Origin of the sequence: Actinoplanes sp. NPDC089786, assembly GCF_040684855.1 — a bacterium.
Lineage (GTDB): Bacteria > Actinomycetota > Actinomycetes > Mycobacteriales > Micromonosporaceae > Actinoplanes.
The window spans coordinates 1-24,155 of record NZ_JBFBGU010000047.1 but is presented as its reverse complement, the minus strand read 5'-3'; the positions used below and the strand labels follow the sequence as shown (position 1 = coordinate 24,155).

The 24,155-nt window shown below is 67.9% G+C and carries 22 protein-coding genes and 5 pseudogenes; 19 read left to right on the top strand and 8 right to left on the bottom strand.

Annotation, left to right across the window (positions count from 1 at the left end):
• Positions 1-186 precede the first annotated feature (186 nt).
• On the bottom strand, positions 187-369 hold the full coding sequence (locus AB0O15_RS46870; RefSeq protein WP_364334341.1) for a DUF1508 domain-containing protein: 183 nt from the start codon (positions 367-369) through the stop codon (positions 187-189).
• A 174-nt stretch (positions 370-543) separates the two neighbouring features.
• On the bottom strand, positions 544-699 hold the full coding sequence (locus AB0O15_RS46865; RefSeq protein WP_364334338.1) for a hypothetical protein: 156 nt from the start codon (positions 697-699) through the stop codon (positions 544-546).
• Between the two features lie 653 nt (positions 700-1,352).
• On the opposite strand from AB0O15_RS46865, the gene AB0O15_RS46860 reads away from it, so the two are divergent.
• Both AB0O15_RS46860 and AB0O15_RS46855 read left to right on the top strand, forming a co-directional pair.
• Positions 1,353-1,757 (top strand): hypothetical protein, encoded by a 405-nt coding sequence (locus AB0O15_RS46860; RefSeq protein ID WP_364334335.1) that lies wholly within the window; start codon positions 1,353-1,355, stop codon positions 1,755-1,757.
• Positions 1,757-2,203: a hypothetical protein gene (locus AB0O15_RS46855; protein WP_364334333.1), complete on the top strand. Its 447-nt coding sequence runs from the start codon at positions 1,757-1,759 to the stop codon at positions 2,201-2,203. Before AB0O15_RS46860 ends, AB0O15_RS46855 begins: the two co-directional genes overlap by 1 nt.
• 19 nt (positions 2,204-2,222) lie before the next feature.
• On the opposite strand, the gene AB0O15_RS46850 is transcribed toward AB0O15_RS46855, so the two are convergent.
• Positions 2,223-2,774, bottom strand: a complete 552-nt coding sequence (locus AB0O15_RS46850) for a transposase family protein (protein ID WP_364334344.1) — start codon at positions 2,772-2,774, stop codon at positions 2,223-2,225.
• A 99-nt stretch (positions 2,775-2,873) separates the two neighbouring features.
• Positions 2,874-3,284 (bottom strand): annotated as a pseudogene (locus AB0O15_RS46845) (hypothetical protein); the annotation flags it as partial.
• On the opposite strand from AB0O15_RS46845, the pseudogene AB0O15_RS46840 reads away from it, so the two are divergent.
• From AB0O15_RS46840 to AB0O15_RS46785, 12 genes and pseudogenes are all read left to right on the top strand, one after another.
• Positions 3,213-3,479 (top strand): annotated as a pseudogene (locus AB0O15_RS46840) (DDE-type integrase/transposase/recombinase); the annotation flags it as partial. The pseudogenes AB0O15_RS46845 and AB0O15_RS46840 overlap by 72 nt on opposite strands.
• 149 nt (positions 3,480-3,628) lie before the next feature.
• On the top strand, positions 3,629-4,759 hold the full coding sequence (locus AB0O15_RS46835) for a tyrosine-type recombinase/integrase (RefSeq protein ID WP_364334330.1): 1,131 nt from the start codon (positions 3,629-3,631) through the stop codon (positions 4,757-4,759).
• Positions 4,749-7,025, top strand: coding sequence for a site-specific integrase (locus tag AB0O15_RS46830; protein WP_364334327.1), 2,277 nt, complete (start codon positions 4,749-4,751; stop codon positions 7,023-7,025). Before AB0O15_RS46835 ends, AB0O15_RS46830 begins: the two co-directional genes overlap by 11 nt.
• Positions 7,026-7,133: 108 nt before the next feature.
• Entirely contained in the window at positions 7,134-8,147 is a 1,014-nt protein-coding gene (locus AB0O15_RS46825) for a hypothetical protein (protein ID WP_364334324.1), read from the top strand.
• A gap of 164 nt (positions 8,148-8,311) precedes the next feature.
• A pseudogene (locus AB0O15_RS46820) lies at positions 8,312-8,638 on the top strand (hypothetical protein); the annotation flags it as partial.
• Positions 8,639-8,723: 85 nt separating this feature from the next.
• Positions 8,724-9,710 carry a hypothetical protein gene (locus AB0O15_RS46815; RefSeq protein ID WP_364334347.1) on the top strand — a complete coding sequence of 329 codons (987 nt, stop codon included), beginning with the start codon at positions 8,724-8,726 and terminating at the stop codon, positions 9,708-9,710.
• Complete coding sequence (locus AB0O15_RS46810) at positions 9,710-11,425, top strand: hypothetical protein (RefSeq protein WP_364334321.1); 1,716 nt, start codon at positions 9,710-9,712, stop codon at positions 11,423-11,425. The genes AB0O15_RS46815 and AB0O15_RS46810 overlap by 1 nt, the downstream gene beginning before the upstream one ends.
• A complete protein-coding gene (locus tag AB0O15_RS46805; RefSeq protein WP_364334318.1) occupies positions 11,422-13,620 on the top strand; it encodes a hypothetical protein in 2,199 nt (732 codons plus the stop codon). The genes AB0O15_RS46810 and AB0O15_RS46805 overlap by 4 nt, the downstream gene beginning before the upstream one ends.
• Positions 13,617-14,075 (top strand): hypothetical protein, encoded by a 459-nt coding sequence (locus AB0O15_RS46800; protein WP_364334315.1) that lies wholly within the window; start codon positions 13,617-13,619, stop codon positions 14,073-14,075. Before AB0O15_RS46805 ends, AB0O15_RS46800 begins: the two co-directional genes overlap by 4 nt.
• Before the next feature lie 66 nt (positions 14,076-14,141).
• Entirely contained in the window at positions 14,142-14,588 is a 447-nt protein-coding gene (locus AB0O15_RS46795; protein ID WP_364334312.1) for a GNAT family N-acetyltransferase, read from the top strand.
• A 412-nt stretch (positions 14,589-15,000) separates the two neighbouring features.
• Positions 15,001-17,634, top strand: a complete 2,634-nt coding sequence (locus AB0O15_RS46790; protein ID WP_364334309.1) for a site-specific integrase — start codon at positions 15,001-15,003, stop codon at positions 17,632-17,634.
• Positions 17,631-18,224, top strand: coding sequence for a DUF6262 family protein (locus AB0O15_RS46785; RefSeq protein WP_364334306.1), 594 nt, complete (start codon positions 17,631-17,633; stop codon positions 18,222-18,224). Before AB0O15_RS46790 ends, AB0O15_RS46785 begins: the two co-directional genes overlap by 4 nt.
• A gap of 209 nt (positions 18,225-18,433) precedes the next feature.
• Here the strand turns inward: AB0O15_RS46785 and AB0O15_RS46780 are convergent, their stop codons facing one another.
• On the bottom strand, positions 18,434-19,336 hold the full coding sequence (locus AB0O15_RS46780) for an epimerase (RefSeq protein WP_364334303.1): 903 nt from the start codon (positions 19,334-19,336) through the stop codon (positions 18,434-18,436).
• Between the two features lie 28 nt (positions 19,337-19,364).
• Between AB0O15_RS46780 and AB0O15_RS46775 the strand changes: the two genes are divergently transcribed.
• From AB0O15_RS46775 to AB0O15_RS46765, 3 genes and pseudogenes are all read left to right on the top strand, one after another.
• Positions 19,365-20,348, top strand: coding sequence for a phosphotransferase (locus AB0O15_RS46775; RefSeq protein ID WP_364334300.1), 984 nt, complete (start codon positions 19,365-19,367; stop codon positions 20,346-20,348).
• Between the two features lie 164 nt (positions 20,349-20,512).
• Positions 20,513-20,971: pseudogene (locus AB0O15_RS46770) on the top strand (TniB family NTP-binding protein); the annotation flags it as partial.
• Positions 20,968-21,231: pseudogene (locus AB0O15_RS46765) on the top strand (TniQ family protein); the annotation flags it as partial. The pseudogenes AB0O15_RS46770 and AB0O15_RS46765, both read left to right, overlap by 4 nt.
• 126 nt (positions 21,232-21,357) lie before the next feature.
• On the opposite strand, the gene AB0O15_RS46760 reads toward AB0O15_RS46765, so the two are convergent.
• Entirely contained in the window at positions 21,358-22,164 is an 807-nt protein-coding gene (locus AB0O15_RS46760) for a class I SAM-dependent methyltransferase (protein ID WP_364334297.1), read from the bottom strand.
• 107 nt (positions 22,165-22,271) lie between these two features.
• Between AB0O15_RS46760 and AB0O15_RS46755 the strand changes: the two genes are divergently transcribed.
• Positions 22,272-22,763, top strand: a complete 492-nt coding sequence (locus AB0O15_RS46755; protein ID WP_364334294.1) for a MarR family transcriptional regulator — start codon at positions 22,272-22,274, stop codon at positions 22,761-22,763.
• Positions 22,764-22,786: 23 nt separating this feature from the next.
• Positions 22,787-23,242: a hypothetical protein gene (locus AB0O15_RS46750; RefSeq protein WP_364334291.1), complete on the top strand. Its 456-nt coding sequence runs from the start codon at positions 22,787-22,789 to the stop codon at positions 23,240-23,242.
• A gap of 176 nt (positions 23,243-23,418) precedes the next feature.
• Here the strand turns inward: AB0O15_RS46750 and AB0O15_RS46745 are convergent, their stop codons facing one another.
• Together AB0O15_RS46745 and AB0O15_RS46740 are read right to left on the bottom strand one after the other, a co-directional pair.
• Entirely contained in the window at positions 23,419-23,733 is a 315-nt protein-coding gene (locus AB0O15_RS46745; protein ID WP_364334288.1) for a GNAT family N-acetyltransferase, read from the bottom strand.
• Positions 23,648-23,941, bottom strand: a complete 294-nt coding sequence (locus tag AB0O15_RS46740; RefSeq protein ID WP_364334285.1) for a GNAT family N-acetyltransferase — start codon at positions 23,939-23,941, stop codon at positions 23,648-23,650. The genes AB0O15_RS46745 and AB0O15_RS46740 overlap by 86 nt, the downstream gene beginning before the upstream one ends.
• Between the last annotated feature and the right edge of the window lie 214 nt (positions 23,942-24,155).

Genomic DNA, 24,155 nt, shown 5'->3' with positions numbered 1-24,155 from the left:
AACTCGGACACGTCCCACCTGCCGAATACGAGGCCATCCACGCGATGACCCAGCCGGTCACCGCACCCCTGAAACCAACTAATTAACTCTCCATCAAACCCGGGGCTTGACAAGGAGTACATCTCGGGTGGCGCTGTCGGTCGTTCACTCGCGAGCCGGCCTTACGTAGGCAGGCAGGCCTGCGGGTTAGCCGTCGGTCTCTACGACGTCCGCGCCGTTGGCAGCACGCTGTACCGCTTCGCAGCCGTCCTTGGCTGCGGTCTTGCTCTCGTATGCCTCGCTGGTCGCGACCACCTGCCCGTTCGAGGCTTTGAGACGGAAGCGGAACTTGCCTGCCCTGTCGGGATACACCTCGAACTTGCCAGCCATCGCTGTCCTCACCTTCGCTCGTGCGACCGCGTCGTGATCACGACGCGGGACATCGCGCGCAGATATTTACCTGGCCGAGGGCGAACGAAACCACGAGGCTCCAGCGACAGACGCTGCACCCGTCGGCATACGGGTCCGCACTGTGCCGGGAACCCCCATGTGCAGAGATCTTGTTCAGTTCGTAGAGCGCCTGTCGGTGTTCTGGTCCTTCGCCCAGGTCGGCCATCGTCGTAACCGGTTACCTGCCGCTTGAGCCTTTTGCAGGTAGGGCGCGAAGTCCGCGTCGTCGAACTTCTTGACGTCCAGCTCAAGTCTGACCCAGTCCACCATGGAAAGGACCTTACCGGCGTAGCGGGTCAGGTGCCGTGTGCGCATTCGGTGGTCGCCGGGCTCGCCCTGGTGGCACGCCAGCACCGCTTGCGCTGGCGGCGGCACTTTGGCGTACTGCGCCTCGTCGGCGAACGATCGGATCGCGGATCAGTGCGACTCAGAGAAGGACCCGGCCACCCCAGCAGCCCCCTCCGAGGTCGCTCAGGGCACGCCAGGGATATCAATACCCGAGAGGACCTGAGTCGATATCCGCGACAGCACCGCGGACCGTCTCGCAAGGCCACATCTTATCGCACGACTCACACGTGTCTTCGCCCGTACGTGCTCGGTGTGCCGTCAGCATGTCATGAACCACGGACCACCAAACTCGCTTGTCTGAACTATTTAGTCGATCATCGCGCAGCGTTGCTGCCTGTGCCAAAGCGCGCCGATAGCGAGTTCCGTCTATCAGGGGTAGTTCCATGACAACCATTATCGAGGCAGGCGGTCAGCTGGCAGGCTCGCCGCGCCGCCACTCCCCAGCAGTGCCTGAGCCCTGTCTGTCAGGGTGAGTTGAGGCCAGCGGCTCGTAGCAAGTCCGTCTGACGGGGCGAGTTCAGGAACGAGAAGCGTTGAATACTGCTGTTGAGGTCGTGGCGGCCCAGGATGGGGTCATGAGTCGCAAGAAGGGCCCTCGTTCGGGCGGGCCGCGTGCCCGCCGGTCGTTCACGCCGGGTCAGAAACTTGAGCTGCTGGACCGATATGAGCAGGCCGTCGCTGCTGGTGAGGGCGGGGCGTTCCTGCGTCGTGAGGGCTTGTATTCGTCGTTGATGTCGGAGTGGCGCCGTAACCGCGATGCCGGGTTGTTGCAAGGGAAACCGGCCGGCCAGACGGTTGGGCGGCCCACGGCGGAACAGGCGGAGATTGCCCGGTTGCGCCGCGAGTTGCAGCGGGCACAGTCCCAGCTGGCGCGCACGGAAACGGCGTTGCAGATCATGGGAAAAGCGCACGAGCTCTTGGAGGAGATCTCCAAGAGCGAGCCGGACGGTCCGGACGTGTTCGGGCTCGGCAAACGCTGATGGACGCCTACCGGCAGCTGACCGGAGCGGGGACCGCGACCCGTGACGCGGCTCGGGTGACCGGGATCGCCCGGGCCACCGCCGATCGCGGCCGGCGTCGGCCGAGCCCGTCCCGGCCGTCCCGGCGCCCGCCGGCGAACACCCTCACGACAGCCGAACGCGAGCAGGTCCTGGCCGTGCTGGATAGTCCGCAGTTTCGTCGACGCCGCCCTGCCCAGATTTATGCGGCCTTGTTGGATCAGGGCGTGTATGTGGGTTCGATCGCGACGATGTATCGGATCCTGCGCGAGGACCGGCAAATCCAGGAACGACGGCGGCTGGCCCGGCATCCGACCCGCAAACGGCCGGAACTGGTTGCTGATGGGCCGGGGCAGGTCTACTCCTGGGACATCACGAAACTCGCCGGCCCGGTGAAAGGGTCTTACGACCTTGTGCGCAATAGTTGATGGTGTGTGACCTGGGCGTTTACCAGGTGAGGCCGGCGGATTTGTCGGAGACGAGGCCGGCGATGGCATTGATGGTCTCGGGGAGCAACTCGCGGCGGCCGGTGAAGCGTTGCAGGACGCGCCACCATTTCAGCTCTGCGATGGTGTGTTCGACCGCGATCCGTTGTGAGGACTGGTGTTTACGGTCGTGTTCCCACGCGGTCTGTCGCTCGGGCGGGGCATCGGGTCGTAGCTTCAACGGCGGCGCGGAAACCTGGTCGCGGTGGTCTCGGGCCAGTCCTTGGTAGCCGGCATCGACCAGGACTTTCACGTCGGGGTAGGCGCCGAGCAGCGCGTCGACGCCTTCGACCCGGGCGGCGGTGACGTCGTGCATGCGCCCGGGACGGGTCGCACCGCACCACAGGGTCGCCCCGTGGTGGTCAGCGGCGACGGTGGTCTTGATGGTGTTCTGTTTCAGCTTGCCGGACACGAACGCCTTGCGGCCCGGGCGTCCTTGCCGAGGGCGCCGTACCCGGATCTCGGTGGCGTCGATGCGCAGAGTGACACCTTCCGCGGCGGCGTAAGCGAACACGTCGGCCAACGTGTGTAGCCGCACCACGGCACCGGTGGCGCAACCACGGCGGGCGAGCAGCGGGCGGACCTGGGTGACGGCACGGGTAACGGTGGACCGGTCGACCTGGTACGCGACCGCGAGAGCGGCGTGTGGGATGGCCAGGCGTAGGTGGACCAGGGTGATCACGACCCGATCGGCGAAGGTCAAGTGTGGTCGGCGGCCGGCTCCTGCCGTGCGGACGCGCTCGCGGGTGCGGCGGGCGTGCAGCCGGTCCTCTCGGGCCGCGGCCCATGCGGGTTGCAGTTCCGTCAGGAGCAGGCCCAGGTGGTTGCGGCTGAGGCCGGTGAAGGCACAATGGGCGAAGGCCGCGCGGATGGTTTTGATCGACACAATCAAGACATCTGCGCGGCCGTCTATGTCCCGGTCAACCCGCCACGCCGATCGCTCTACTGTGCACAAGGTCGTTACTTCGACGCCTACGTGATGATCGACATCTACTCCCGCTACATCGTCGGCGTCCGCGTGCATGCCCGCGAATCCGGGCCCCTGGCCGAGAACATGATGCGCGACGTGTTCGATGTTCACGGTGTTCCGCACGTCGTGCACGCGGACCGGGGCACCTCGATGACGTCGAAGCCGGTGGCGGACCTTCTCGAGGACCTGACCGTCGTCCGATCGCATTCACGGCCGAGGGTGTCGAATGACAATCCGTACAGCGAGGCCTGCTCTGTTGACTGCACTAAACCGTTGATCAACTCGACGGATCGCGGTCCGATCAAGACGATCTCTGCATGTCGCTGGATCATGGAGTCCTGCCTGTTCATCGGGACTTGATGGAGGGAAGAGGTCGGCTGCCCCAGGCGGGTGCCGTCGTGCCGGGCGGATCCGAGGTCTCGCCGTGGCTGGTGCTGGACTCGGCCGAGCGGGAGATCGAGCCGGTCAGCCGATATCTGCGCGACCGGATGCTCGGCGACGTCAGCCCGCTGACCTGCCGCAGCTACGCGTACGACCTGCTGCGCTGGTTCCGGGTGCTGTGGGCCGTCGACGTGGGATGGGAGCAGGCCACCGAGGCGGAGACCGCCGCGCTGGTCGGCTGGCTGCGTGCGGCCCGCAACCCGCAGCGGCGCCGGGCGGCCGGCTACCCGGCCGGATCGGTGAACCCGACCACCGGCAAGCCGGTGCTGGGCCCCGGCTACGCGCCGGCGACGATCTCCCACAACCTGTCGGTGGTCCACGGCTTCTACGCCTTCCACCTGCACTACGGCCGCAGCCCGGTAGTGAATCCGATCCCGGAGAACCCGGGCCGGCGCCAAGCTTTGGCGCACCGCTCGCCGCTGGAGAACCGCCGGCCACACCGGCGGGCCAGACTCCGCCCGAAGGTGCCGGTCCGGCAGCCCCGGGCCATCCCTGACCAGCAGTGGGATGAGCTGTTCGCCCGGCTCGGCTGCGTCCGCGACCGGGCGCTGTTCTCCTGCTACGTGGCGTCCGGTGCCCGGGCCAGCGAGTTGCTCGGCGTCCGGTTGCCCGACATCGACTGGCAGAAGGGCCAGCTCTGGGTGGTGTCCAAGGGCACCCGAGCCCGCCAGCCCGTCCCGGTGTCCCCGGAGGCGCTGGCCTACCTGGCCGCCTACTTCGACGAGGCCGGCCTGCCCGGGAGCGGCCCAGTCTGGCGCACCCGCCGCGGCAAGGCCCGGCCGCTGACCTACTGGGCGGCCCGGCGGATCATCCAGCGGGCGACGGAGGGCCTGGATATGAACTGGACCTTGCACGACATGCGGCACACGGCCGCGACCAGGCTGGCCCGTGATCCCGCGATGACGCTGGCGGAGGTGCAGACGATTCTTCGGCATGCGCATGTCACCACCACCGCCCTCTACACGGTGGTTGGGCTGGACGACCTGGTCGACAAGCTCGCCGAGCACTACAGCCGGCCGCAGCAGCCGACTGCGTGGACGCAGACCTACGACGCGTCCGACCTCGAGGCGGTGTTCGGTGCCCGGTAGTGAGGTCGGCTACGACGTCCGGGTCAAGAGCCCGACGACCAGCCGGGTGCGGCGCAACCCGGCCGGCATCGTCAGCCCCGGCCAGTTCAAGCCGACGGCCATCCAGCCGGCCGTCCCGTTGCCGCCGGCGAACCCGCCCCGGCCGGCTGGGGATTTGAGCACTGCGTCCATTGACGAGGTCGCGGCGGTGACGATCGAGCGGCTCGACTACCCGAGCAAGCCGAACCAAGTCGGCGTCGGCATGCGCAAGCTGCTGCGCCACCTCGCGACGTTCGACGGCTCGAGCTGGCAGCAGCGCTGGGAAGCGTCCGGCCTCGACGAGGCCGGTCAGACCGCGGCCGACCGGCTCGCCACCTCGCTGGCCACCCGCAGGCAGGTCAACGCCGCCGTCGGGCACACCTTCGCGCTGAGGCTGATCCAGCCCAGCCTGCGCGGGTTCCGGGCGAACAAGTTCGCCAACTACCCGGCATGGTTCCGTCGGGTCGCGGCTGACCCGCTGCTGGACGCCTACTTCGCCAAGGTCGACACGATGGCGGTCAGCAGGAACTCGCAGTTCAGGATGCGGTTCGACGTCTGCTGCGCGCTGACCGTGTTCGGCATCGACCTGGCCGACCTGACTCCCGAGGCGCTGTTGCACTTCGGAGTCGAGAGCCGCGCCCAGGGTCTCGTGCTCGGCGAGAACGATCGGGGCCACGGCACCTTCGCCGGCGGTCTGGCCTGGGCGGCCCTCTACGAGATGGGGCACTTCCCGGCCTCGGCACCGCGGACCCTGCGGGCCGCCGTGACCCAAGGCCAGCGCCCTATCGAGGACGTCGTCGACGACTACCAGCTGCGCAACCGCGAGGTCCGCGACCTGCTCGTGGAATACCTGCACCGCCGCGCGAGCACCGTCGACTACTCGACCCTGCGGCACCTGACGGCGAACCTGGTCCGGGTGTTCTGGAAGACGGTTGAGCAGGTCAACCCCGACCAGGCCGACCTGCACCTGTCCGAGGAGACCTTCGGAAAGTGGAAGGCGGCGATCGCGACCACCCGGCACGGCAAGCCCCGCCAGCAGCTCGAAGGACCGCTGCTCGCCGCCCGCTCCTTCTATCTGGATCTGCAGAGCTGGGCCCACGCCGAACCGGAGCGCTGGGCGCGATGGGTGGCGCCCTGCCCGATCCGCGACGAGGATCTGCGCTGGTTCCACGTCCGCCGCCGGCGGCTGCAGGAACGCATGGCCGACCGCATCCGCGAACGCCAGCCTCTGCTGCCGGGCCTGTCGCAGCACGTCAGCGACCACTGGCACCGGATGCGGACCCTGCTCGACGCCACCCGGGCCGTCGAGCTCGGCGCCCGTTTCACCCTCGACGGCGTCACCTGGCAGCGCGCCTCCACCCAGACCGACCGGGACAACGACCTGCAAGCGCACCGGCCGGTCCGGGTCATCAACTGCGACACCGGGGAACTGATCCGGCTCTCCCACGCGGAGAACCAAGCGTTCTGGCAGTGGGCCGTCGTCGAGACCCTGCGCCTGGCCGGTCTGCGCGCCGAAGAGCTGTCCGAGCTGACTCACCTGAGCGTCCGCAACTACCAGCGGCCCAGCAGCGAGGTGGTCGCCCTGCTCGTGGTCACGCCGTCGAAGAGTGACCGGGAACGCGTCATCCCCATGTCGGCCGAGCTGTTCCACGTGATCGCCCAGATCATCCGCAGGCACCGCGCCGAGAGCGGCACTGTCCCGGTCTGCACCCGCTACGACCTGCACGAAAAGATCTGGAGCGAGCCGATGCCGTTCCTGTTCCAGACCATCCACAGCGGCGCCCGCCGCGGCATGTCCAGCTCCACGATCTGGCGCATGATCCACCGGGCCACGCTGCAGCTGGCCGAGACGAACCCGGACTACGCCGGCATCAAGTTCGCCCCGCACGACTTCCGCCGGCTGTTCGCCACCGAGCTGGTCAACAACGGGCTGCCGATCCACATCGGCGCTGCCCTGCTGGGCCACCTCAACATCCAGACCACGCGCGGCTACGTCGCGGTCTTCGACGAGAACGTCATCACCCACTACCAGCAGTTCCTCGACCGGCGTCGGGCCGGACGCCCGGACGGCGAGTACCGCGAACCGACCACCGACGAATGGGCCGGCTTCCAGGAACACTTCGACAAACGCCGGGTCGAGCTCGGATCCTGCGGCCGTCCCTACGGCACGCCCTGCGTTCACGAACACGTCCCGTTGACCGAAACAGTAAAGCGTCTTTGGCGAAGTGCAGATGTCAACGCAGCGTGACCTTTCGGCCGGTCGCCGTCCTGGTCTCGTCGCACTTGTCACTGCCTGTCGTGGCCTAGATCTGCTGTGATCTCGGGTCATCGACCACGGTGACTTGCGGAGGCATGGATGGCAGAGCACGGCGCGAAGGTTCGGGACGTGGCTAGGCTCGACGTGGCCAGGGTCGGCAAGGTCGAGGAGACCGGTGATCGGCTGATGCCGTTCCGGCTTCTTGACGGCCAGGGCGTGGAGGTGACTGCGGTCACCGAGTTTCTGCACCACATGCTTGCTGACGACGCCAGTCCGGCGTCGCTGCGGTCCTACGCCTACGAACTGCTGTGCTGGCACCGGTTCTTGCACGCGGTGGAGGTTCCATGGCATCTGGCTGGACGCGTGGAGGCCCGTGATTTCGCGTTGTGGCTCAAAATCGCCAAGAAGCCGTCGCGGCAGCGTCGCCCTGACGCGCCGGCACCAGGGTCGGTGAACCCGGTCACCGGCAAAGCGACGCCAGCGAGCAACTACGCGGCCCGGACCAGGCGGCACGCCCGGGCGGTGATCCGGTCCTTCTACGAGTACCACCGGGAAATGCACGGCCGGCCGCTGGTCAACCCCTTCCCCACGATCAAGGGCGACGGCGAGGAGCGGCTCAATGCCCATCACAATCCGATGCAGCCGTTCCGATCGCCGTCTCGGCGTGCGGCGTATCAGCCGAAGGAGCCCAAGCCGGCTCCGCGGAGCATCCCGGATCAGGCGTTCAACGACCTGTTCGCGGCGCTGGACTGCAACCGGGACCGGGCGCTGATCGCGTTCTACATCTCCACCGGTGCCCGCGCCTCGGAACTGCTCGGCGTCTGCCAAGGCCTGGTCGCCCCGGAGGATCAGGTAATCGGCGTAGTCCGTAAGGGGAACCGGGCACTGCAACGGTTGCCGGCCTCGACGGACGCGTTCGTGTGGCTGCGGCTCTACCAGCAGGAGCTGCGGGACATGGTCCCGCAAGGGCCAGAGGAGCCATTGTGGTGGACACTGCGGCGGCCGTTCCGTCCGCTGGCCTACGACGCGACCCGGATGGTCTTCAACAAGGCCAACGCCGCGCTCGGCGCGAACTGGACACTGCACGACCTGCGGCATTTTCTCCCCGCTTAGTTCCCGTGTTGCGATTGCCTGCCGTAGGGCGAGTGACCTGGGGTTTGGCGGTTGCGTTGAGGCGTGTGGTGTTTCTACTGTCGACGCCCGTGATCTTGACTTTCTTTTCTGCTCGGGGTTGGCAGTCGTGGGATGTGGAGCATCGGCCGTTGATCCCGGAGGGCATGCCGGTGCTCGTCGACGACGATCTGCGGTTCGAGGACGGCCCTGGTGCCTCGCGTCCGACGGTGGCGTTGAACAAATGGTTGCGGGGGTTGCCGGCCAGTGGTGCCCCGGCGGCGAGTTCCTGGGAGACGTACGCGCGAGTGGTGAAGGACTGGGCGGAGTTCCTGGCCGTGCACGGTGTGGGGCTGTTCGAGTCGCGGGAGCGGCTGAAGGCGGGGTTGAGCCGGTACGCCGAGCATCGGGCGGCGGGGCCGGTGAAGGCCCGGTTCGCGGCGACGACGTGGGGCCAGCACATGAGCATCCTGTCGTTGTTCTACCGGTGGGCGATGGCCGAGGGGTACGCGTCGGCGGAGCCGTTCACCTACCGCACGGCGCGGGCGTTGTTCGCCGGGACCGGGCGGGAGGGTGCGGGTGAACCTGGCGATCCGCCGCACCCCGAAGCCGCACGTGACGATCAAGTATCTCGAGGCCGACTTCGTCGAGTTGTTCCGCAACGGCCTGCGCGGGCTGGCTCCGGACGGGTCGGCGGACTCCGGGTTCGCCGGCCGGGAGATGGCCCGCAACGCCGCGATTGGTGATCTCGCGTTGTCCACCGGGCTGCGGCTGCAGGAGTTCACGTTCCTGCTGCCGTGGGAGATCCCGGCGTTGCCGCCGTCGCCGACCACGGTGCCGATTCCGTTCGTGGTGCCGGCGGGGATCACGAAGGGCCGCAAGCTGCGCACCACGTGGATCTCTTATGCGGCGTTGGCCGGACTGCACGACTACCTGCAGTTGGATCGAGCGGCCACGGCCGCCGGTTGCTCGTGGCGTCCGCCGAGCCGGTGGGGTGAGCCGCTGGCGGTCACCGACCCTGATGTCCGCGGCGGCCGGATCAACGGGGTCCGCCGGTCCTGGGATTCGCTGACACCGGCGGAGCGACGGCGGCTGATCGCCCCGGACGGCGGGTCGTGTCTGCTGGCGGTGAAGAATGGCGGCGGCCCGTTCACCGCGTGGGGCACGCTGTTCGAGCGAACTTCCGACCGGATCCGGGCCCGGTTCGAGCCGCGGTTTCCGCAGGTGAATCCCCATCGGCTGCGCCACACGTTCTCGATGAGGACGCTGGAATACCTGGTGACCGGACACTACCGGCAGGCGGCCCGGCTGGTCGTGGACACTGACGCGGACGCCGCGCTGGCGTTCTACCTGTCCAAGGCCGATCCGCTGCTGATCCTGCGCGACTTACTCGGTCACTGCACGGTGCTCACAACAGAGAAGTACCTTCGCCGGCTGGACACCACGCGCATCTACCGGCAGGCATACGAGGGCGCCGGAGCCGCGGCCGGCCTGACCGACGACGCGGACGCCGAGCGGGAAGCCACCGCCGAGTTCTCCCGGGACGCTCACGGCGGGGAGGCCTGATGCCGACGACGCTCGTGGAGGAACCCTTCGGCATCAGCTGTGTGTTCAGCGACGGCCGCCGCTCGCAGCACCACCTGGACGACTTGCCCAACCTGCGGCTCGCACGGGACCTGGCCACCGGGCTGGTGAATTTGATCCATCCGCACGGAACCGCGGATTCGCCGGGCACTCTCGCGATCTATGTCCGGGCGCTTCGGGGCATGGTGCAGGGCCTCGCTGATGCGGGTTTCGCCGGCGGCGCCGGTGATCTACGCCGAGGGCAGCTGGCCGAGTTCTGGATGGGCTGCTCCGTCACGCGGGAAGCGGTGACCCGCAGCCTGTTGGAGGGCTTCGCCGAGGGCGGCGGTGTCTTACGCGACGGCGTGCTCGAGCTGGCCGCGGGCCGGCACTTTAACGTCCAGCGCTATCGGCGGCCGCTGCCGCCTTATCCGGAAGCCGAGTGGGCACGTCTGACGGAGGTCTGCCGCGCCCAGGTTGACGACTCCTACGCAGCTCACCGCCAAGTACTCGTCGATGCCGCCCAGGCCGCCCATCCGGGCACCGGCGGCTGGGAACCGGCGAACCTGCGCTGGCTGCTGGCCCGTATCGGACCGGTCAGCATCCACGAGTTCGGCGCCCATCTGGGGATATCGTCGACGGTCGTGCACCGCCGCGGCGGTTTCCACGACGCGGTCCGAGCCGCGTTCCCGCATCTGGACGTGCTGATCGCCTACCGGCTGTTGTTCGGGATCTACTCCGGCATCGTCCCCGACGGCGTCGCGGACCTTGGTGTCGACGACATCGATTGGGCCGGGGACTCGACGATCCTGCTGTCCTACGTCAAGCGCCGCACGACGGCCGAGAGCCTGACCCTGCCGCGCCCGGCAGTGCGCCTGCTGGAGCAGTGGCTGGCGCACTCCGCGCTCATGCGCGGGTTCGTGCCCCCGGACGAACGCGGCAAGCTGTGGTTGGGGCTCAGCCAGCCGGGAAGGGCGCGAGTCCAATCGATCAGCCGAAACGTTATCCACGCCTGGGTGAGACGTCACGGCATGCTCGTCGGTCATGACGGCCAGCCGATGAAGCTGCATCGATCCCGAATCCGGACCACTCACTATGCGATGCGGGACAAGAGCAGCTGGACCGGCAGCGGGCGGGCCACGATCGACCCGAACCACACCCCGGCTGTCGAGGGCGATCACTACCTGACGGCCACGACTCCGGCCCAACAGCACGCGGTGGACAGCATCGTCGAGGACGCCCAGCACGACATGCTGCGCCGCGCCCACCCGCCCACGGTGATCACCGAGGAAGACGCGGCGACATTAGCCACCGGTTACCCGCAGCTGCTGGCCGCCATGGATCTGGACACCGACGCGATCGCGGAGCTGGTCAGCGGGGCCAGGGACGTGTTCACCGCGGCCTGTGGTGATCAGCTGTCCGGGCTGCACGGCCCGAAGGGAAAGCCGTGTCCGGCCCGGCCGTGGGTCTGCCTGCTCTGCCCGCTGGCCGTGTTCGCGCCACGCCACCTGCCGAATCTGCTCAGATTGAAGGCCTTCTTCTCCCGGCAGTGGCAGCAGATGCCCGCCGCCCAGTTCATGGCCGTGTTCGGCCCCTACGCCGCGCGCATCGAGCAGATCCTGGACCGCTTCGAGGTGGCTGAGGTCGCCGCCGCGGCCGCGACGATCCTGGACAGCGACGACGAGATCCCGCTGCGGCCCGAGGAGCGGACAGCATGACCGTTGCCGCCGGCTTGCTCGAACGACAGGGGCCATCGCCGTTCCATGGCCTGGACATCTGCCGACAGGCAGGATTCCAGCTACCGACCGGCGTCTACCGCCCGATCTTCGACCACGATCTATGGGACTTCACCCACGTGGTCGGCCTCCCGGTCGACATGCCATTGGCAGACCGGCGCTTCGACTTCGCCTCGATCATCGACTTGCGGTGGCGGCTGGTCACCAAGGAACTGATGCTGGCCATGCTCGCCCCTCGGCATCCGGCAGTCGCGCTACTGCCACGGGCCTACCGCACACCCCTGCACCTGCGCAGTTGCGCTCGCCGGCTGGACGAGATCGTGCGGTTCTTCGGCTGGCTCAGGCAGCGCGGCATCACCGGCCTGACCGAGGTCGACACCCACGTTTGCGAGTCCTACCTGGCGTTTCGGCGCTACATCATCGACGAGTCCGGCACCGTCGTCGGCGAGCACAGCCCCGGGACCAGACGCGTCGCCGCGCAGGTCGTCGTCGACCTGGTCGACTACCGCGACCTGTTCACCGCGGACCGCGTCCGGGCCGACCTGCGGCCATGGAACGGCGCGTCAGCCTCGGCAGTGGCCGAGATGCCGTCAGGAAGAACCGAGAACAAGACCCATCCGGTCGCCGACGAGGTCCTGCAACCTATGCTCGCCGCCGCACTGCACCTGGTCACTGTCCTCGGCCCGCACGCGATCACGCTGCACAACGAACTGCGGCACGCAGACCGAACCTTCGCCGCCCGCGTGGCTGGCCTGCGCCACAGCGCGCCAACCGCCATCGACGACATCGCCGAGGTCCTCGCGGACTACACGGCTGCGGGCAGGCCCCTACCCATGATCGAGGACCACGAGATCGACCAGCGGATCGCCACAGGGTGGTCGCCGGACGACCCGCTGCTGCCGGTATCCACCGGCGTCCTGGCCCGGCAGGCCGGTTACACCCAGCTCTGGGCGCGGTGGCTTCCGTCGTTGCGCGGCCCGCTGCGCGACGCGGTCGCCCTCGTCGGTGTCGAGAAGACCTTCGGCCGCCAGGCGGCGCGGATCCCCACCTTCGACGGCACTGGCATGCTGGCCTGGACGCTGCCGCTGCACCGGTCGCAAGCCGAGGCCCTGACCGGGGTCGTCCGGACCGCCGCGATCATCGTCCTGGCGGCGGTCTCGGGCATGCGGGCCAGCGAGCTCATGGAGCTACGCATTGGCTGCCGCCGCCCGGTCGAGGAACCCATCGCTGATCTGCGCCGCTTCCGGATCGCCAGCAAGGTCGTCAAAGGACAGCCGTTGGGCGGCACGGACGATGAATGGATCGTTGTCGAACCCGTCTATGACGCGGTTGGGCTCGCCGAACAACTGCACCGCAGCCCGCACGAGGAAGCCTTGTTGTTCGGCCGTTTCGAGTTCGCCGTCCGCTACACCTGGTTCAAGAACTGGGTCAACTCCCCGGCCGGGCGACGACTCGGCCTCACCGCGATCCCGGACGGCCCGGTAAACCTCAGAATGCTGCGCAGAACCCTCGCTCTGGAACTGGCTTACCGACCCGGCGGCGTCCTCGCCTCCAAGATCCACCTCAAGCATGTCGCCGTCGCCACCACGGAGGGCTACGCCTCACGCCCCGGCGGCGCGCAAGCCGAACTGCTGTCCGAGGTCAACAAGCACGAGGCCGACCGCAACCTTGAGCTGGTCCTGGCCGAATTCCGCAACTACCAGCAGGGCATCCTGCCCGCCGGCCCGGGCGCCCGCAGCCTCACAGCGTTCTTCGCCAGTATCGACACCGAGATCAGCGCGGCGTCCGAGACCGCGCCGATGGTCCAGCGCAACGATCGCGACATCCTCAACCTGTTGACCAAACGCGCCAAGGTCCTGCACCTGGGCCCCGCGAACTACTGCTGGTTCACCGACCCGTCCCGCGCGCTCTGCCTCAAAATCGCCGGCACCCCGACCGCCGGCCGCCCACTGGTCGGAATGTGTGACTCGGCCCGCTGCCCGCAAGCCACTCACCACCCCACCCACCGGCCGGTCTGGGCTGAGCACGCCGAGCGGACCAAGACCTTCATCGGCCAGCTCGGCAAGACCCGCACCGCCGAACACGTCCGTCTGCGCACCGACTACGACCGAGCCCTGCGCGTCGTCGCCGAGATCGACGCCGCGACCACCCCTCGACCTGACCAGGACGCCCCATGAGGATCAGCGCGGAACAACGAGCCGAGAACCAAAACCGCGTCCGAGCAGCGATGGACCGGCTCCTGCGCGGCGAAATCCCACCCGGCGGCAACTGCGACATCAAGACCCTGGCCCGCGAAGGCGGCGTCGACCGCACCGCCTTCTACGGCAACCGGCCCTACGCCCAACTGCGCCAAGAGTTCGAAACTCGGCTCCAAGCCCAGCGCGCGGCCGGTGAGATCTCCGACCCCCGCCTCGCGCAGATCACCCGGCTCAAGAACGAGAACGACGCCCTCAAACGACGCCTGGCGGAACGCGATCGGACCATCACCTTGCTCACCGACTTCAAAGCCGGAGCCCTATCCCGACTCGCTGCCCAGCACGATGAAATCACCCGCCTACGCGCCGCACCTACCGGCGCGAGCAACGTCCGGCGATTCCCCGCCCGCACCTCCACAGCCGGGCCATGCCACTAGAACTTCTAGCTCGCCGCGACCAGGAACCGGTTGGCGCGGTGGTAGCCGACGGAAACAATGCCCGTTATGGATCTTCACCTCCGGCCGATTCGGCGACAGGACATCTCGGCACTTACTGGCCTGCTGAGCCAACTCGGCTATCCGACCACCGAGACAGAGCTGGACGAACGACTCGACTACTGGCTGGACGACCCCTCGAGCTGGCTGGTCGGCGCCGAAGACGATGGCGACCTGATCGGCGTCGCGGCGCTGCACGTCCTCCCGTTGCTGGAGAAGACGGGAAAACTGGCCCGGCTGCTCGCACTTGTCGTCGACGAGCGGTATCGCGGCCGAGGTGTGGGCCGCACGTTGGTGACAGCCGTCGAAGACCGGGCTCGCTCGGCCGGCTGCCTCGCGCTGGAGCTCAACAGCAGCCGTCACCGGACCAAGACCCACGAGTTCTATCAACAGCTCGGATACGAGGACGCATGCGCCCGCAAAGCCCGATTCTTCAAAAACCTCACCGCCTCATAGGCCCTGACAGCCCAGTACGCCGCGCCTCGCCACGAAAGCTCACGCTCGCGACCAAGATCACTCGCCTGCTCACCGAAACCCATGGCCTCACCTCCAAGCCCACAAGGGGAGCCGTGACATCGATCACCCAACAGGCACCGAAACGCTACACACGCTGCAATCCCAGTGGCGGACATGCCGCCGGGAAGCGGAGCTCGAGAATCGCAACACCGACTTGACTGCACACAGCGACTGCGGACAGAAGCCACACGTTCACCTCCGCGGTTCTCGACGCCGCGGACGGAAACCTGCTGATCGCCCGGGACGCGGGCGGCTGGGCATCGGCCGCGATGGTCGATGAGGTCTACGGGCATGTCGACGTCCACGACCCAACCTTCGACGCCGCGCTGCGCGCGGTCTGGGGTGAGGTGTGATGCGGCGGCAGGAGTACCTGCGGCCGCTGTTCGCCGAGCGTCCGGACCGGGTCGGCCGCGACCGGCTGGAGATCCTGACCGCGCTGATCAGTGGGCCGTCCTTCGACCCGACCTTCCGGCCCGACATCGTTACGATCCCGCGCGGCCACGCGATCTACCGATGGGACTGCGTCGTCGACCCGTGCGAACGCAGCCGCACGGGCGGATCGGACCTGTGTTCCGAGCATCAGCGGCAATGGGCCCATGACAGCGAGCACGGCGTGGGCAAGGCAGCCTTCGTCGCCGGCGCCCAAGGGCTGGACCGACGCGTCGGGGCAGAAGAGATCATCTGCCGGATCTGCCCCGAACGGCCTGCGGCACACAACGACCTGCGTCTGTGTCAGCGGCACTCGAGCCGATGGTCCGTGCTCAAAAACGAGACGGACGACAGCGACTCCTTCGACGCGTGGGTGAGCAGCGAACAAGCGTGTCCCGGCTACGGACCCTGCGGCGCGGTCGTCTGCCCGAATCTCGCCGATTCCCCGCTGGGATTGTGCTCGTGGCACAGCACCCGCTACCAGCGCGACGGCAGACCGGGCGGCGCCACAATGCCGTCCAGTTGGTGGCAGCGATACGAGAAGTTCGGCGAGACGGTGCCGATCGAGTACGGCGACCAGGTGGCATTCCGGCGCTGGTGCGCGAGCGTTGCGGCGCAACCGTGGCCGGGGCAGATCAACCTGCGCGGGTTGCGACCGCTGGTGCGGGCCGAGATCCAGTGGGGACTCTTCGTCCACACCCGCCGGGCGCGGCCCACCCGCTGGGATCTGGGCTGGATCCGGTCGTTGGTAACCACCTGCCGCACGCTGGAGGTGAACTCGCTCGTCGACTTCGAGTTCGGAGCCGGCGGGTCCGCCGCGCTCACCGGGGCGATCGCCAAGGAGATCCTGCACGAGCTGCGGTTGGTCTACTTCACCCCTGAACAGGCCAAAGACGCCGGTTTCCTGGAGACCGAGCACTTCGGGGTGCTGTTCGCGCACCGGATGAGCCACATCGACCTGACCGGCATCCCGCAACGCTGGCTGCGAGATCTGACCTGGGATCACCTGGCGGACCTATTGCGCTCACCGCGCTGCCCGCGAACCGCCGGCCCGGTCGACGACCTGCGCCGAGGCGCCATCGAGTTGGGCACCTTCCTGGAAATCGAGGCTCCAAGCGGCGGCCACGATCCGGCGCTTCTGCGGGAAGAACACGCCCAGCGCTTCATCGCCGACCAGCGCCACCGCGAACGTGAAGGGCTGCCCTCGCTGGCCGTCAAACGACCGGACGGGACCGCGAGCACCGTCACTACCGTCACCCGATCGGTGGTGTTCAACGCCGTCCGCAAGCTGATGCGCGAGGCACTGGACTCCGGCGCCGCCGAGCGGCTGGGCCTGCAACGGGAGTTCATCATCGTGTTCCCGACGGCCGGTGCCACCACCGGCCGCACCGCGCGGCGACCGTTCCCCGACGAAGTCGCCCGGGCACTGGCCGACGAGGCGAACCTGGCCGCACTGGCCGCCACCTACGACATCAACGACAACGGCGTACGCGACATCTGGGAAACGACCGTCATCACCGGCCGCCGCATCGGCGAGGTTCTCAAGGTTCGTTGGGACTGCATCGGCCGTTACGGCGGCCTGCCGATGTTCTGGCACGACCAAACCAAGGTCGGCAACTACGACGCCGCGATCCGCATCCCCGTACGCCTCTACGACATCCTGGCCGAGCGGCAGCGCAAGACCCTGGACCGCTTCACCGCCCGCTACGGTTACCGGCCGACCGGTGCTCAACGCGCCGGGCTGGCCTTGTTTCCTACGATCTACCGCAGCCAAGACGGCACGGTGTCGCTGACGCACCAGTGGTTCTACACCCGGTTCCGGCCCTGGGTGGACGCGATGGACCTCGGCCACTACGTCCCCCATCAAGCCCGCCATACCCTGGCCACGAACCTGTTGCGCCACGGCGCCACCCTGACTCACATCCGCCGCTACCTCGGACAGGTCAGCGAGCGGATGGCCGAGCACTACGTCCACCTGACCAGCTCCGATCTGGAGAACGTGCTCCAGCACGTCTGGGTCTCCGGCCCCGGCACCGCCCAGCCCGGCGAACTGCTGGCCGGCGACGCCGTCCCGCTCACCCGCCAGCAAGCCCAGGCTCTCGCGATCGACCTGTCCCGCCGCAGCACGCCCGCCGAGGGCGGGTTCTGCACCTTCCAGCCGGTCGTCGACGGCGGTGCCTGCCCCTGGAATCTGGACTGCCACAACTGCGACAAGTTCGTGCTCTCCGGCACCGACCTGCTCTATTGGCGCCGCAAACGCGAGCAGTGGCGGCTGCTGGCCGAAGGCGCCCCCGACGACGCCACCGCGGATTACCTGCACCGCTACTTCGAACCCACCGCCCGCGCCATCGACGGCCTGGAGAAGGCCCTCGCCGGCCTCGGCCTGCTTGACGACGCCCTCGCCCTGGACCTGCGCAAACCCCAGGACTACTTCCATCGTGTGTGGTCCACCGCGTTCCGCGTCAACGACCTCGCCGACGCGGCCGACGACCAGCAGACAGAGAACAGCGACATGGCAACAGCCGACAGCGGCGACCCCGAACAGGAAAACGCATGAAAACCCACAGCATCGCCCCGCCGCGCACCGCGGCGGCGCACGCCGCCCGACACCGCAAGACCGAGGCCGCTCTCGAGCGCGTCCGCCAATCCATCACCCGGCTCCAGCGGGAGAAGGCCCAGGTCAGCGTCGCCGCTGTCGGTCGCCGAGCCGACGTCTCGCGCACCTTCCTCTACGGCAACGCCGAGGCCAGGGCCATGGTCATCGCCGCGATCGCTGCGGCCGGCGACCGCCGGAATCAGCTGCTCGTTGAGCACGACGACACCCGCGAGGCGACTTGGCGCGAGCGGGCCCTCAACGCCGAGGAAGCCCTCAAGGCCGCCCACACCGAGATCCTCACCCAACGCACCCACATCAGCGGACTCCTCGGCCAGATCCGCGACCTGGAAGCCGAATGGACTCAAGAAGCCGTCCAGCGGATCACCACCGAGAACACCACCCTCAAGCAGCGCGTCCGCCAACTCACCACCGACAACCGCGCCCTCGACGAACGCCTCAAGGCCGCCCGCTCTAACCTGCGCTTCCAAGACCGCCGCGTCGCCGACCTCGAAGCCCAGATCGCCGACCCCTCAGCAAGAGTTCGGCAGTGACGCCGCCGGTGCCAACCGAGCTCATCTGACCGGCACGACTCGGCTCGGAAGCCCGGCCGCCTACCGGCGGCCGGGCTTCTCGCGCAACATCACCAAGGCCGCCCCTGCTTCAGCCGAGCCGCGACCGCCGAAAATGGGAACGTGCGTGTGCCCGCAACGCCTGGTGGGAGGCGCTGAGCCCTCGCCGCTGCGGACCAGGAGGCATAGCGTCAGTGCGGGTTGGTGAAGGTCGCCTTCGTTCGCAGCGCCCACTCAATCGTGTCCCGGGCCGTCTCCGCGAACGGCCTCGGGCGGTAACCCGCCCGCCGCGCTCGCTCGCCGGAGAGTTGGAACACACCGTCTTCACTGCCGTCGCGGGGTTGCACGATGAACCCGCCGAGGCCGTCGACGTTCTCGTCCTGCGTCCATTTGACAGTCGCCGTTCCGCCACCGGCCCGGCGGCAGGCCTCGAGCATCTCGGCGAAGGTCATCGGCGGCGGCATCACGTTGAACGGGCCGGGCCCGATCCGCAGCAGAAATGCGGCCAGGTCACGGACGTCGGTCACCTGCACCGGCTGCGAGGCCCGAGCCGCGCACGGGACGACCCCGGCACCGGCCATGGCGATCGCCCAGCTGGTGAACGCGCCGAACGGATCACCGGGACCGCTGATCAATCCCGCGCGGACGGACGTCGCCCGGCCGGGCATGGCCGCCTCGGCCACCTGCTCACAGGCGACCTTCAGGTTGCCGTACTCGCCGTCGCCGGACTCCGGCGGCAGCAGGTGGGCATCCTCCGTCCGGCCCGCCTCGGCCGAGTGTGGATAGACCGCGATCGAGGACATGAAGACGTACTGCCCGATGCGCGGCGCCAGCAGCCCGGCGGTGGCGGCGACCTGGCGCGGGTGAAAGCCGCTGAAGTCGAAAACCGTGTCCCAGGTGCCGCTGCCGAGCGCGGTCAGGCCGCCCGGGTCACCGTCCGCGGTCCGGTCGCCGATCAGGTGGGGCACGCCGGGAAACAATTCCGTGCCCGTGCGCCCGCGGTTGAACAACGTGACGTCGTGCCTTGCTTGCAGGGCGTGCTCGGCGAGGTGACGGCCGAGGTACTTGGTGCCGCCGAGAATCAGCAAGCGCATAACGGGGCTCCTTGGGCAGAATGCCGTGGTGATCGAGACAACGCTGCCTGGCTGGCTTCCCAACCTCGACGGCACGATCGTCGGCGGTGATCTCCTGCGCGGCTGGGCGCTGTCGGAAGTCTGGCGGATCCGCCTGGAGGGTGCCACCCGGAAATCGGTGATCGCCAAGCGGGGCATCGGCGAGCTGGCCGGGGAGGCGCGGCGCTACCACGAGTTGGTCGTCCCGCTCGGGATTTCCGCGCCGCGGCTGCTCGCCGAGGGCGACCCGGGGGTGATCGTTCTGGAGGACCTCGGCGGTGACAACCTGGAGGACTGCCCGACCGCCGAAGGATACGAGCAGGCCGTCCGCGTCCTGGCCCGGATGCGTGCCGAGTCGGCGCTGCGCCTGGCTTCCGACCCGGCGCTGGCCGCCGGTCTGCGCCGGTCCAGCGCCGATCTCGTGGCTGTGGCGGCACGGGCCGACGCGGCGATGACCGCCTTGCGTCCAGACCTCGCCGGCGCGCTGGACGACCCGGTCCGGGCGATGACCGGCCGCCTGCAGCAACTGTCCAGCGAACCCGAGACCATCGTGCACGGCGACTTCCAAGCAAAAAACCTGCTAAACACCCCCGGCGGCGGCATCGTCACCATCGACTGGTCGGACGCCTACGTGCACCCGCACCTCGGCGACCTCTACCTCCTACTGCGCGAGGGCCGCAAACAGGGCCGGATCGAAAGCATACGAATGGAAGCCTTGCCGGAGCTCTTCGCGCACGAAGCCGGCACCGACCCGCAGACGGTGACCGACCAGCTGGTAACCGGCGGCTTGTGCTGGACCATGAACGCGCTGCGCTGGGTCGTGGAGACCGGCGTCTACACGGTCCCGGTGTCCCGCGAATGGATCGACGAACTGGTCACCGATCTCCGGGAACTGGCCAACGTCATTAATCCGCGTGAGGTCGCTGCCGGGTCAGACTCATCGCCACGACCGAACATCTCGTATCGATCCGACCGGACGTCGCTAACGTTCTGACTCAACGAGAACTGCACGCTGGCTGCCATCCAACACGCATCGGTGCCCGTTTTCGGCAGATCCGAACTTGCACGCCGACAGGGGTGTTGAACCAACATCACGGACATGTATTCTATGAGTCGTCGCAGTTCAGAGCCGGTATCCGAGCTCCTGCGGTCGGTAAAATCGACTAGCTGCACAACGTCCTCGCCGGCCGTGGCGACGGGCGGCGGGAGTTCCTGAACCTGATCCGGTTTCTCGGCAACGAGTTACGCATCCCGCTGGTCGGGGTCGGTACCCGGGAGGCGTACCTGGCGATCCGCTCGGACGACCAGCTGGAGAACCGGTTCGAGCCGTACACGCTGCCGCTGTGGGAACCGGACCAGGACACGTGCGCGCTGCTGGCCGCGTTCGCGATGTCGTTCCCGCTTCGCCGCCCTTCGGTGATCGCCACGCCGGCGATGGCGCAGTACCTGCTGACCCGCAGCGAGGGCACGATCGGCGAGCTGGCCAGGCTGCTGACCGACGCCGCGATCGCTGCGATCGAGTCCGGCGAGGAGGCGATCAACCAGCGCACCCTGCTGATGGCCGACTACCTCGGTCCGACCGAACGGCGCCGGCTGTTCGAACGCGAGCTGGCATGACACCGGCCCGGTGGCCGCTGCATCCGCAGCCATGGTCGGCCGAGGCGCTCAGCTCGTGGCTGTCCCGGCTGGCCACCGCCAACCACACGACGGCCGAAGACCTGCTGCGCTACGACCTGGCCCCGGCCGCCGGCCTCGTCGATCCGCCAGCCCTGGCCGCGCTGGACTGGGATCCGGCGCCCCAGGTGCTGCCCGCGCTCGCTGCCAGGACCGGTGTCGGGCCGCCCATTTCGTTACTAGATCAAGTGCACTGTCATGCCGCCGACCGTGCGCGCCGCCTGATGACGCGCCGTGACGGTCAGTGGTCGCCCGTCCTTGCCAGTCGGCATCCTGACCTGCCGAGAAGAATGCACCGGATCCGCCCAGGCGACGTGTCCGTCGACGCGTCAGAATCGGAACCGCACGATGCGGCTGGACCGTTTGAAGGCCGGCAACAGATTCATCAGGCGATAGATCCAGCGTATCGACGTGGGTGCCTTGGCTGTCAACACCGGCGAGTCATTCATCGGCGCCTCGTCGACGTATTCGAGGCGGGGGTGCCAGTCGGCGAGCGCGGCTGGGTCATCGAAGCCGCAATGGAACTGGGCGTTGTACTTACGCCCTAATGGATCCCATTTTGAGGTCCGCCACGCCGAGACGGAAACCGTGTCGAACTCCAACTGGCCGGTGGGGAAGGCGTCAACGATGCTGGTCAGCAGGAGCCGTGCATCAGCCTCGGTCAGGTAGGGCAGCAGTCCCTCGGCGATGACCAGCACCGGCAGGTCACGCGGGACACGCTCCAGCCACATCAAGTCGGTGACGTCGGAGCTGATCATGGTGCAGTGCTCACGCGGCGGGAGGAGTTGCTGCCGGAGGTCTATGACGGAGGGATGGTCCAGGTCATGCCAGTTCACCGTGGCAGGCGGATCGATCCGGTACACCCGGGCGTCGAGGCCGCACCCGAGGTTCAGCACGACCGCCTCGCGATGATCGGCGAGGAAGCTTCGAGCCCAGTCGTCGAGGGCCTTGGTCCGCACCACTGCGGCGAGACCTAGCTGGCTGGTACCGAATCTGCTCTTGTCGTAGGCGGGGTCGAGACGGCGCATCACCTGCTCGGCGTACGCGTCACCGAGTATCGGGGCCGGCAGCCGGTTGTCCAGCGCCTTGGCCTTCAGAACGGGGCTGAGCGTCTTCTGAACTCCGACGAGTTCCACGTCAGCAACTCTACCTTCGTACGCGTGCACGTTCATCGATGCCATTGCACCGTGGCCGCCGTTTGGTGGCGTGGCGTCGTGCCTCCCGCCGGAGTACTATTTGCTTCGTGGAAACATCTAATGAACGGGTGTCCCGCCTGACCCGGGCGGTCGCCGCACTGGTGGCCGACGCCTCACGCGGCATGGCCCGATCCTTTGATGTAAATCGGGTGGCCCTGCTGCGCCTCGCTATCGCCGAACCGGGCATCACCCCCACCGAAGCGGGCCGGCGCCTGCACCTGCCGCCCTCCTCGGTCACGCGACACGCACAGGCGCTGGAGGAGGCCGGACATGTGGTACTGCGCCGCAATCCCCGAGACAGACGCAGCGCCGTGATGCAAGCGACCGACGCCGGGATCAAGGAACTCGCCGCCCTCGACAAAGTCGGCGAGGAGATCTTCGCCGGTGTCGTCGCTGACTGGAGCACCGAAGACATCGAGCAGCTCGCTGCTCTCATCGAGAAGCTGACCGCAGCATGGGCGCGGCACGGTGAGCAGCACAAGCGCCACCGGCGACGGGTCTCGCGATGGCAACAACCCACTCCTCAGGAGGATCAATGACACCGCCGGTACCACCGCGAGAAGTGAACCGGGCGATCGTCGCGACATATGTCGTCGCCGCCGTCCACGTGGCCGCCCTGGTCCTGATCGCCCGGCATGTCAGCGTCATTCGCGACGCACTTGCCGCCGCCCATCCGGGCGTGACGACCGCGCAGCTCGCCGCGTTGACCCGGTCCCAGGTGCTCAGCTCGGTAGTGCCCCACGTGGTACTCGCCGTCGTGCTTCCGTGGCGAGCGAACCGACTGCGCTCCGCGCGGCCACGCAGCCGGACAATCCTCACCGTGCTACTGGCGCTCCAACTCGCCGCGCACGCGACCCTGCCGATGGTGCTCGCCGTGCTTCCCGGCTACGCAGCCTGGGTCATCGCGGTGCAGGGCTTCTCTCTCGCGTTCGAGATCGCCGCACTGTGGCTGCTGTGGGTACCGGCCCCTGCACGCGCGTTTTTCCGACCGACCCACCCGGCACCAGCGCCCGCCTGACGCTCACGGCCCGCCCGGCAGGGCGTCGGGGACAACCACCCACGTCGGACGGCATCGCTCCCGATTTACTCAACTGCCGCCGACCGTGCGCGCCGCCCTCTGGGAGCGGTCACGTCGCGTGACCGTCGGTCGGCCTCGGTTGGTGCGCGCTCATGCCGATGTCAGTGCGCGTTCATTCATGAGGCTTGATCGGCTGTTGGCGGACGGTTGAGCAGGTACAGCGCGAAGGGCTCACCGTTAACGGGAATGTCCTTGCTGTGCCGGAATCCGAGCCGCTCCATGACAGCCCGGGAGCGATGGTTGTGCGTCTCAGTGAAGGAGATGACCTCGTCGGCACCGAGGTCGTTGAACGCGAATGCCAGACCGGCACGCCCGATCTCGGTGGCGTAGCCCTGTCCCCAGAACCTACGGTGCAACACCCAGCCGACCTCCAGACGCTCCCCGGCCACCAATCTGCGTACGTGACAGACCTCCGCGCCCAACAGAGTCACCGGTCGCGCGGTGGTAAGCCATCCATTTGTGAACTCCGTCGACCGACCACGACCGTGCAATCCTGGCGACTTCACGGTCCACTTCTTCGCGCGTCCATCGGCCGTACCACTCGGCCACGGCGGGATCCAGATACAGCGCGAGCAGATCATCGGCGTGCCTGACGTCAAGCGGTTCCAGGCGAAGCCGATCGGTCAGGCGAATTCGCATGTGTGACATTGCCTCATCTCACTCCGGTCCACCCGCCGTGCATACTCATTTGCCGCTGAGAGGGACGCGTCCTGGTCTAGATCGCTGTCGTCGTCCTGCATGATCTGCGGCGCCTGAGTGGCTGCGCCGCGATCACCTCGTCTCTTGCGCTTCACCAGGCGCGGCGGCCGCCGGCAGAGCGGTGGGAGTCTCCAGATTGATCTCAGGGCTACGC

Bases quoted from the DNA above. Each gene is read 5' to 3' on its own strand.
- AB0O15_RS46870 (WP_364334341.1), bottom strand. From the start codon at position 369: ATGGCTGGCAAGTTCGAGGTGTATCCCGACAGGGCAGGCAAGTTCCGC.
- AB0O15_RS46865 (WP_364334338.1), bottom strand. From the start codon at position 699: ATGGTGGACTGGGTCAGACTTGAGCTGGACGTCAAGAAGTTCGACGAC.
- AB0O15_RS46860 (WP_364334335.1), top strand. From the start codon at position 1,353: ATGAGTCGCAAGAAGGGCCCTCGTTCGGGCGGGCCGCGTGCCCGCCGG.
- AB0O15_RS46855 (WP_364334333.1), top strand. From the start codon at position 1,757: ATGGACGCCTACCGGCAGCTGACCGGAGCGGGGACCGCGACCCGTGAC.
- AB0O15_RS46825 (WP_364334324.1), top strand. From the start codon at position 7,134: ATGGCAGAGCACGGCGCGAAGGTTCGGGACGTGGCTAGGCTCGACGTG.
- AB0O15_RS46810 (WP_364334321.1), top strand. From the start codon at position 9,710: ATGCCGACGACGCTCGTGGAGGAACCCTTCGGCATCAGCTGTGTGTTC.
- AB0O15_RS46805 (WP_364334318.1), top strand. From the start codon at position 11,422: ATGACCGTTGCCGCCGGCTTGCTCGAACGACAGGGGCCATCGCCGTTC.
- AB0O15_RS46800 (WP_364334315.1), top strand. From the start codon at position 13,617: ATGAGGATCAGCGCGGAACAACGAGCCGAGAACCAAAACCGCGTCCGA.
- AB0O15_RS46795 (WP_364334312.1), top strand. From the start codon at position 14,142: ATGGATCTTCACCTCCGGCCGATTCGGCGACAGGACATCTCGGCACTT.
- AB0O15_RS46790 (WP_364334309.1), top strand. From the start codon at position 15,001: ATGCGGCGGCAGGAGTACCTGCGGCCGCTGTTCGCCGAGCGTCCGGAC.
- AB0O15_RS46785 (WP_364334306.1), top strand. From the start codon at position 17,631: ATGAAAACCCACAGCATCGCCCCGCCGCGCACCGCGGCGGCGCACGCC.
- AB0O15_RS46780 (WP_364334303.1), bottom strand. From the start codon at position 19,336: ATGCGCTTGCTGATTCTCGGCGGCACCAAGTACCTCGGCCGTCACCTC.
- AB0O15_RS46740 (WP_364334285.1), bottom strand. From the start codon at position 23,941: ATGCGAATTCGCCTGACCGATCGGCTTCGCCTGGAACCGCTTGACGTC.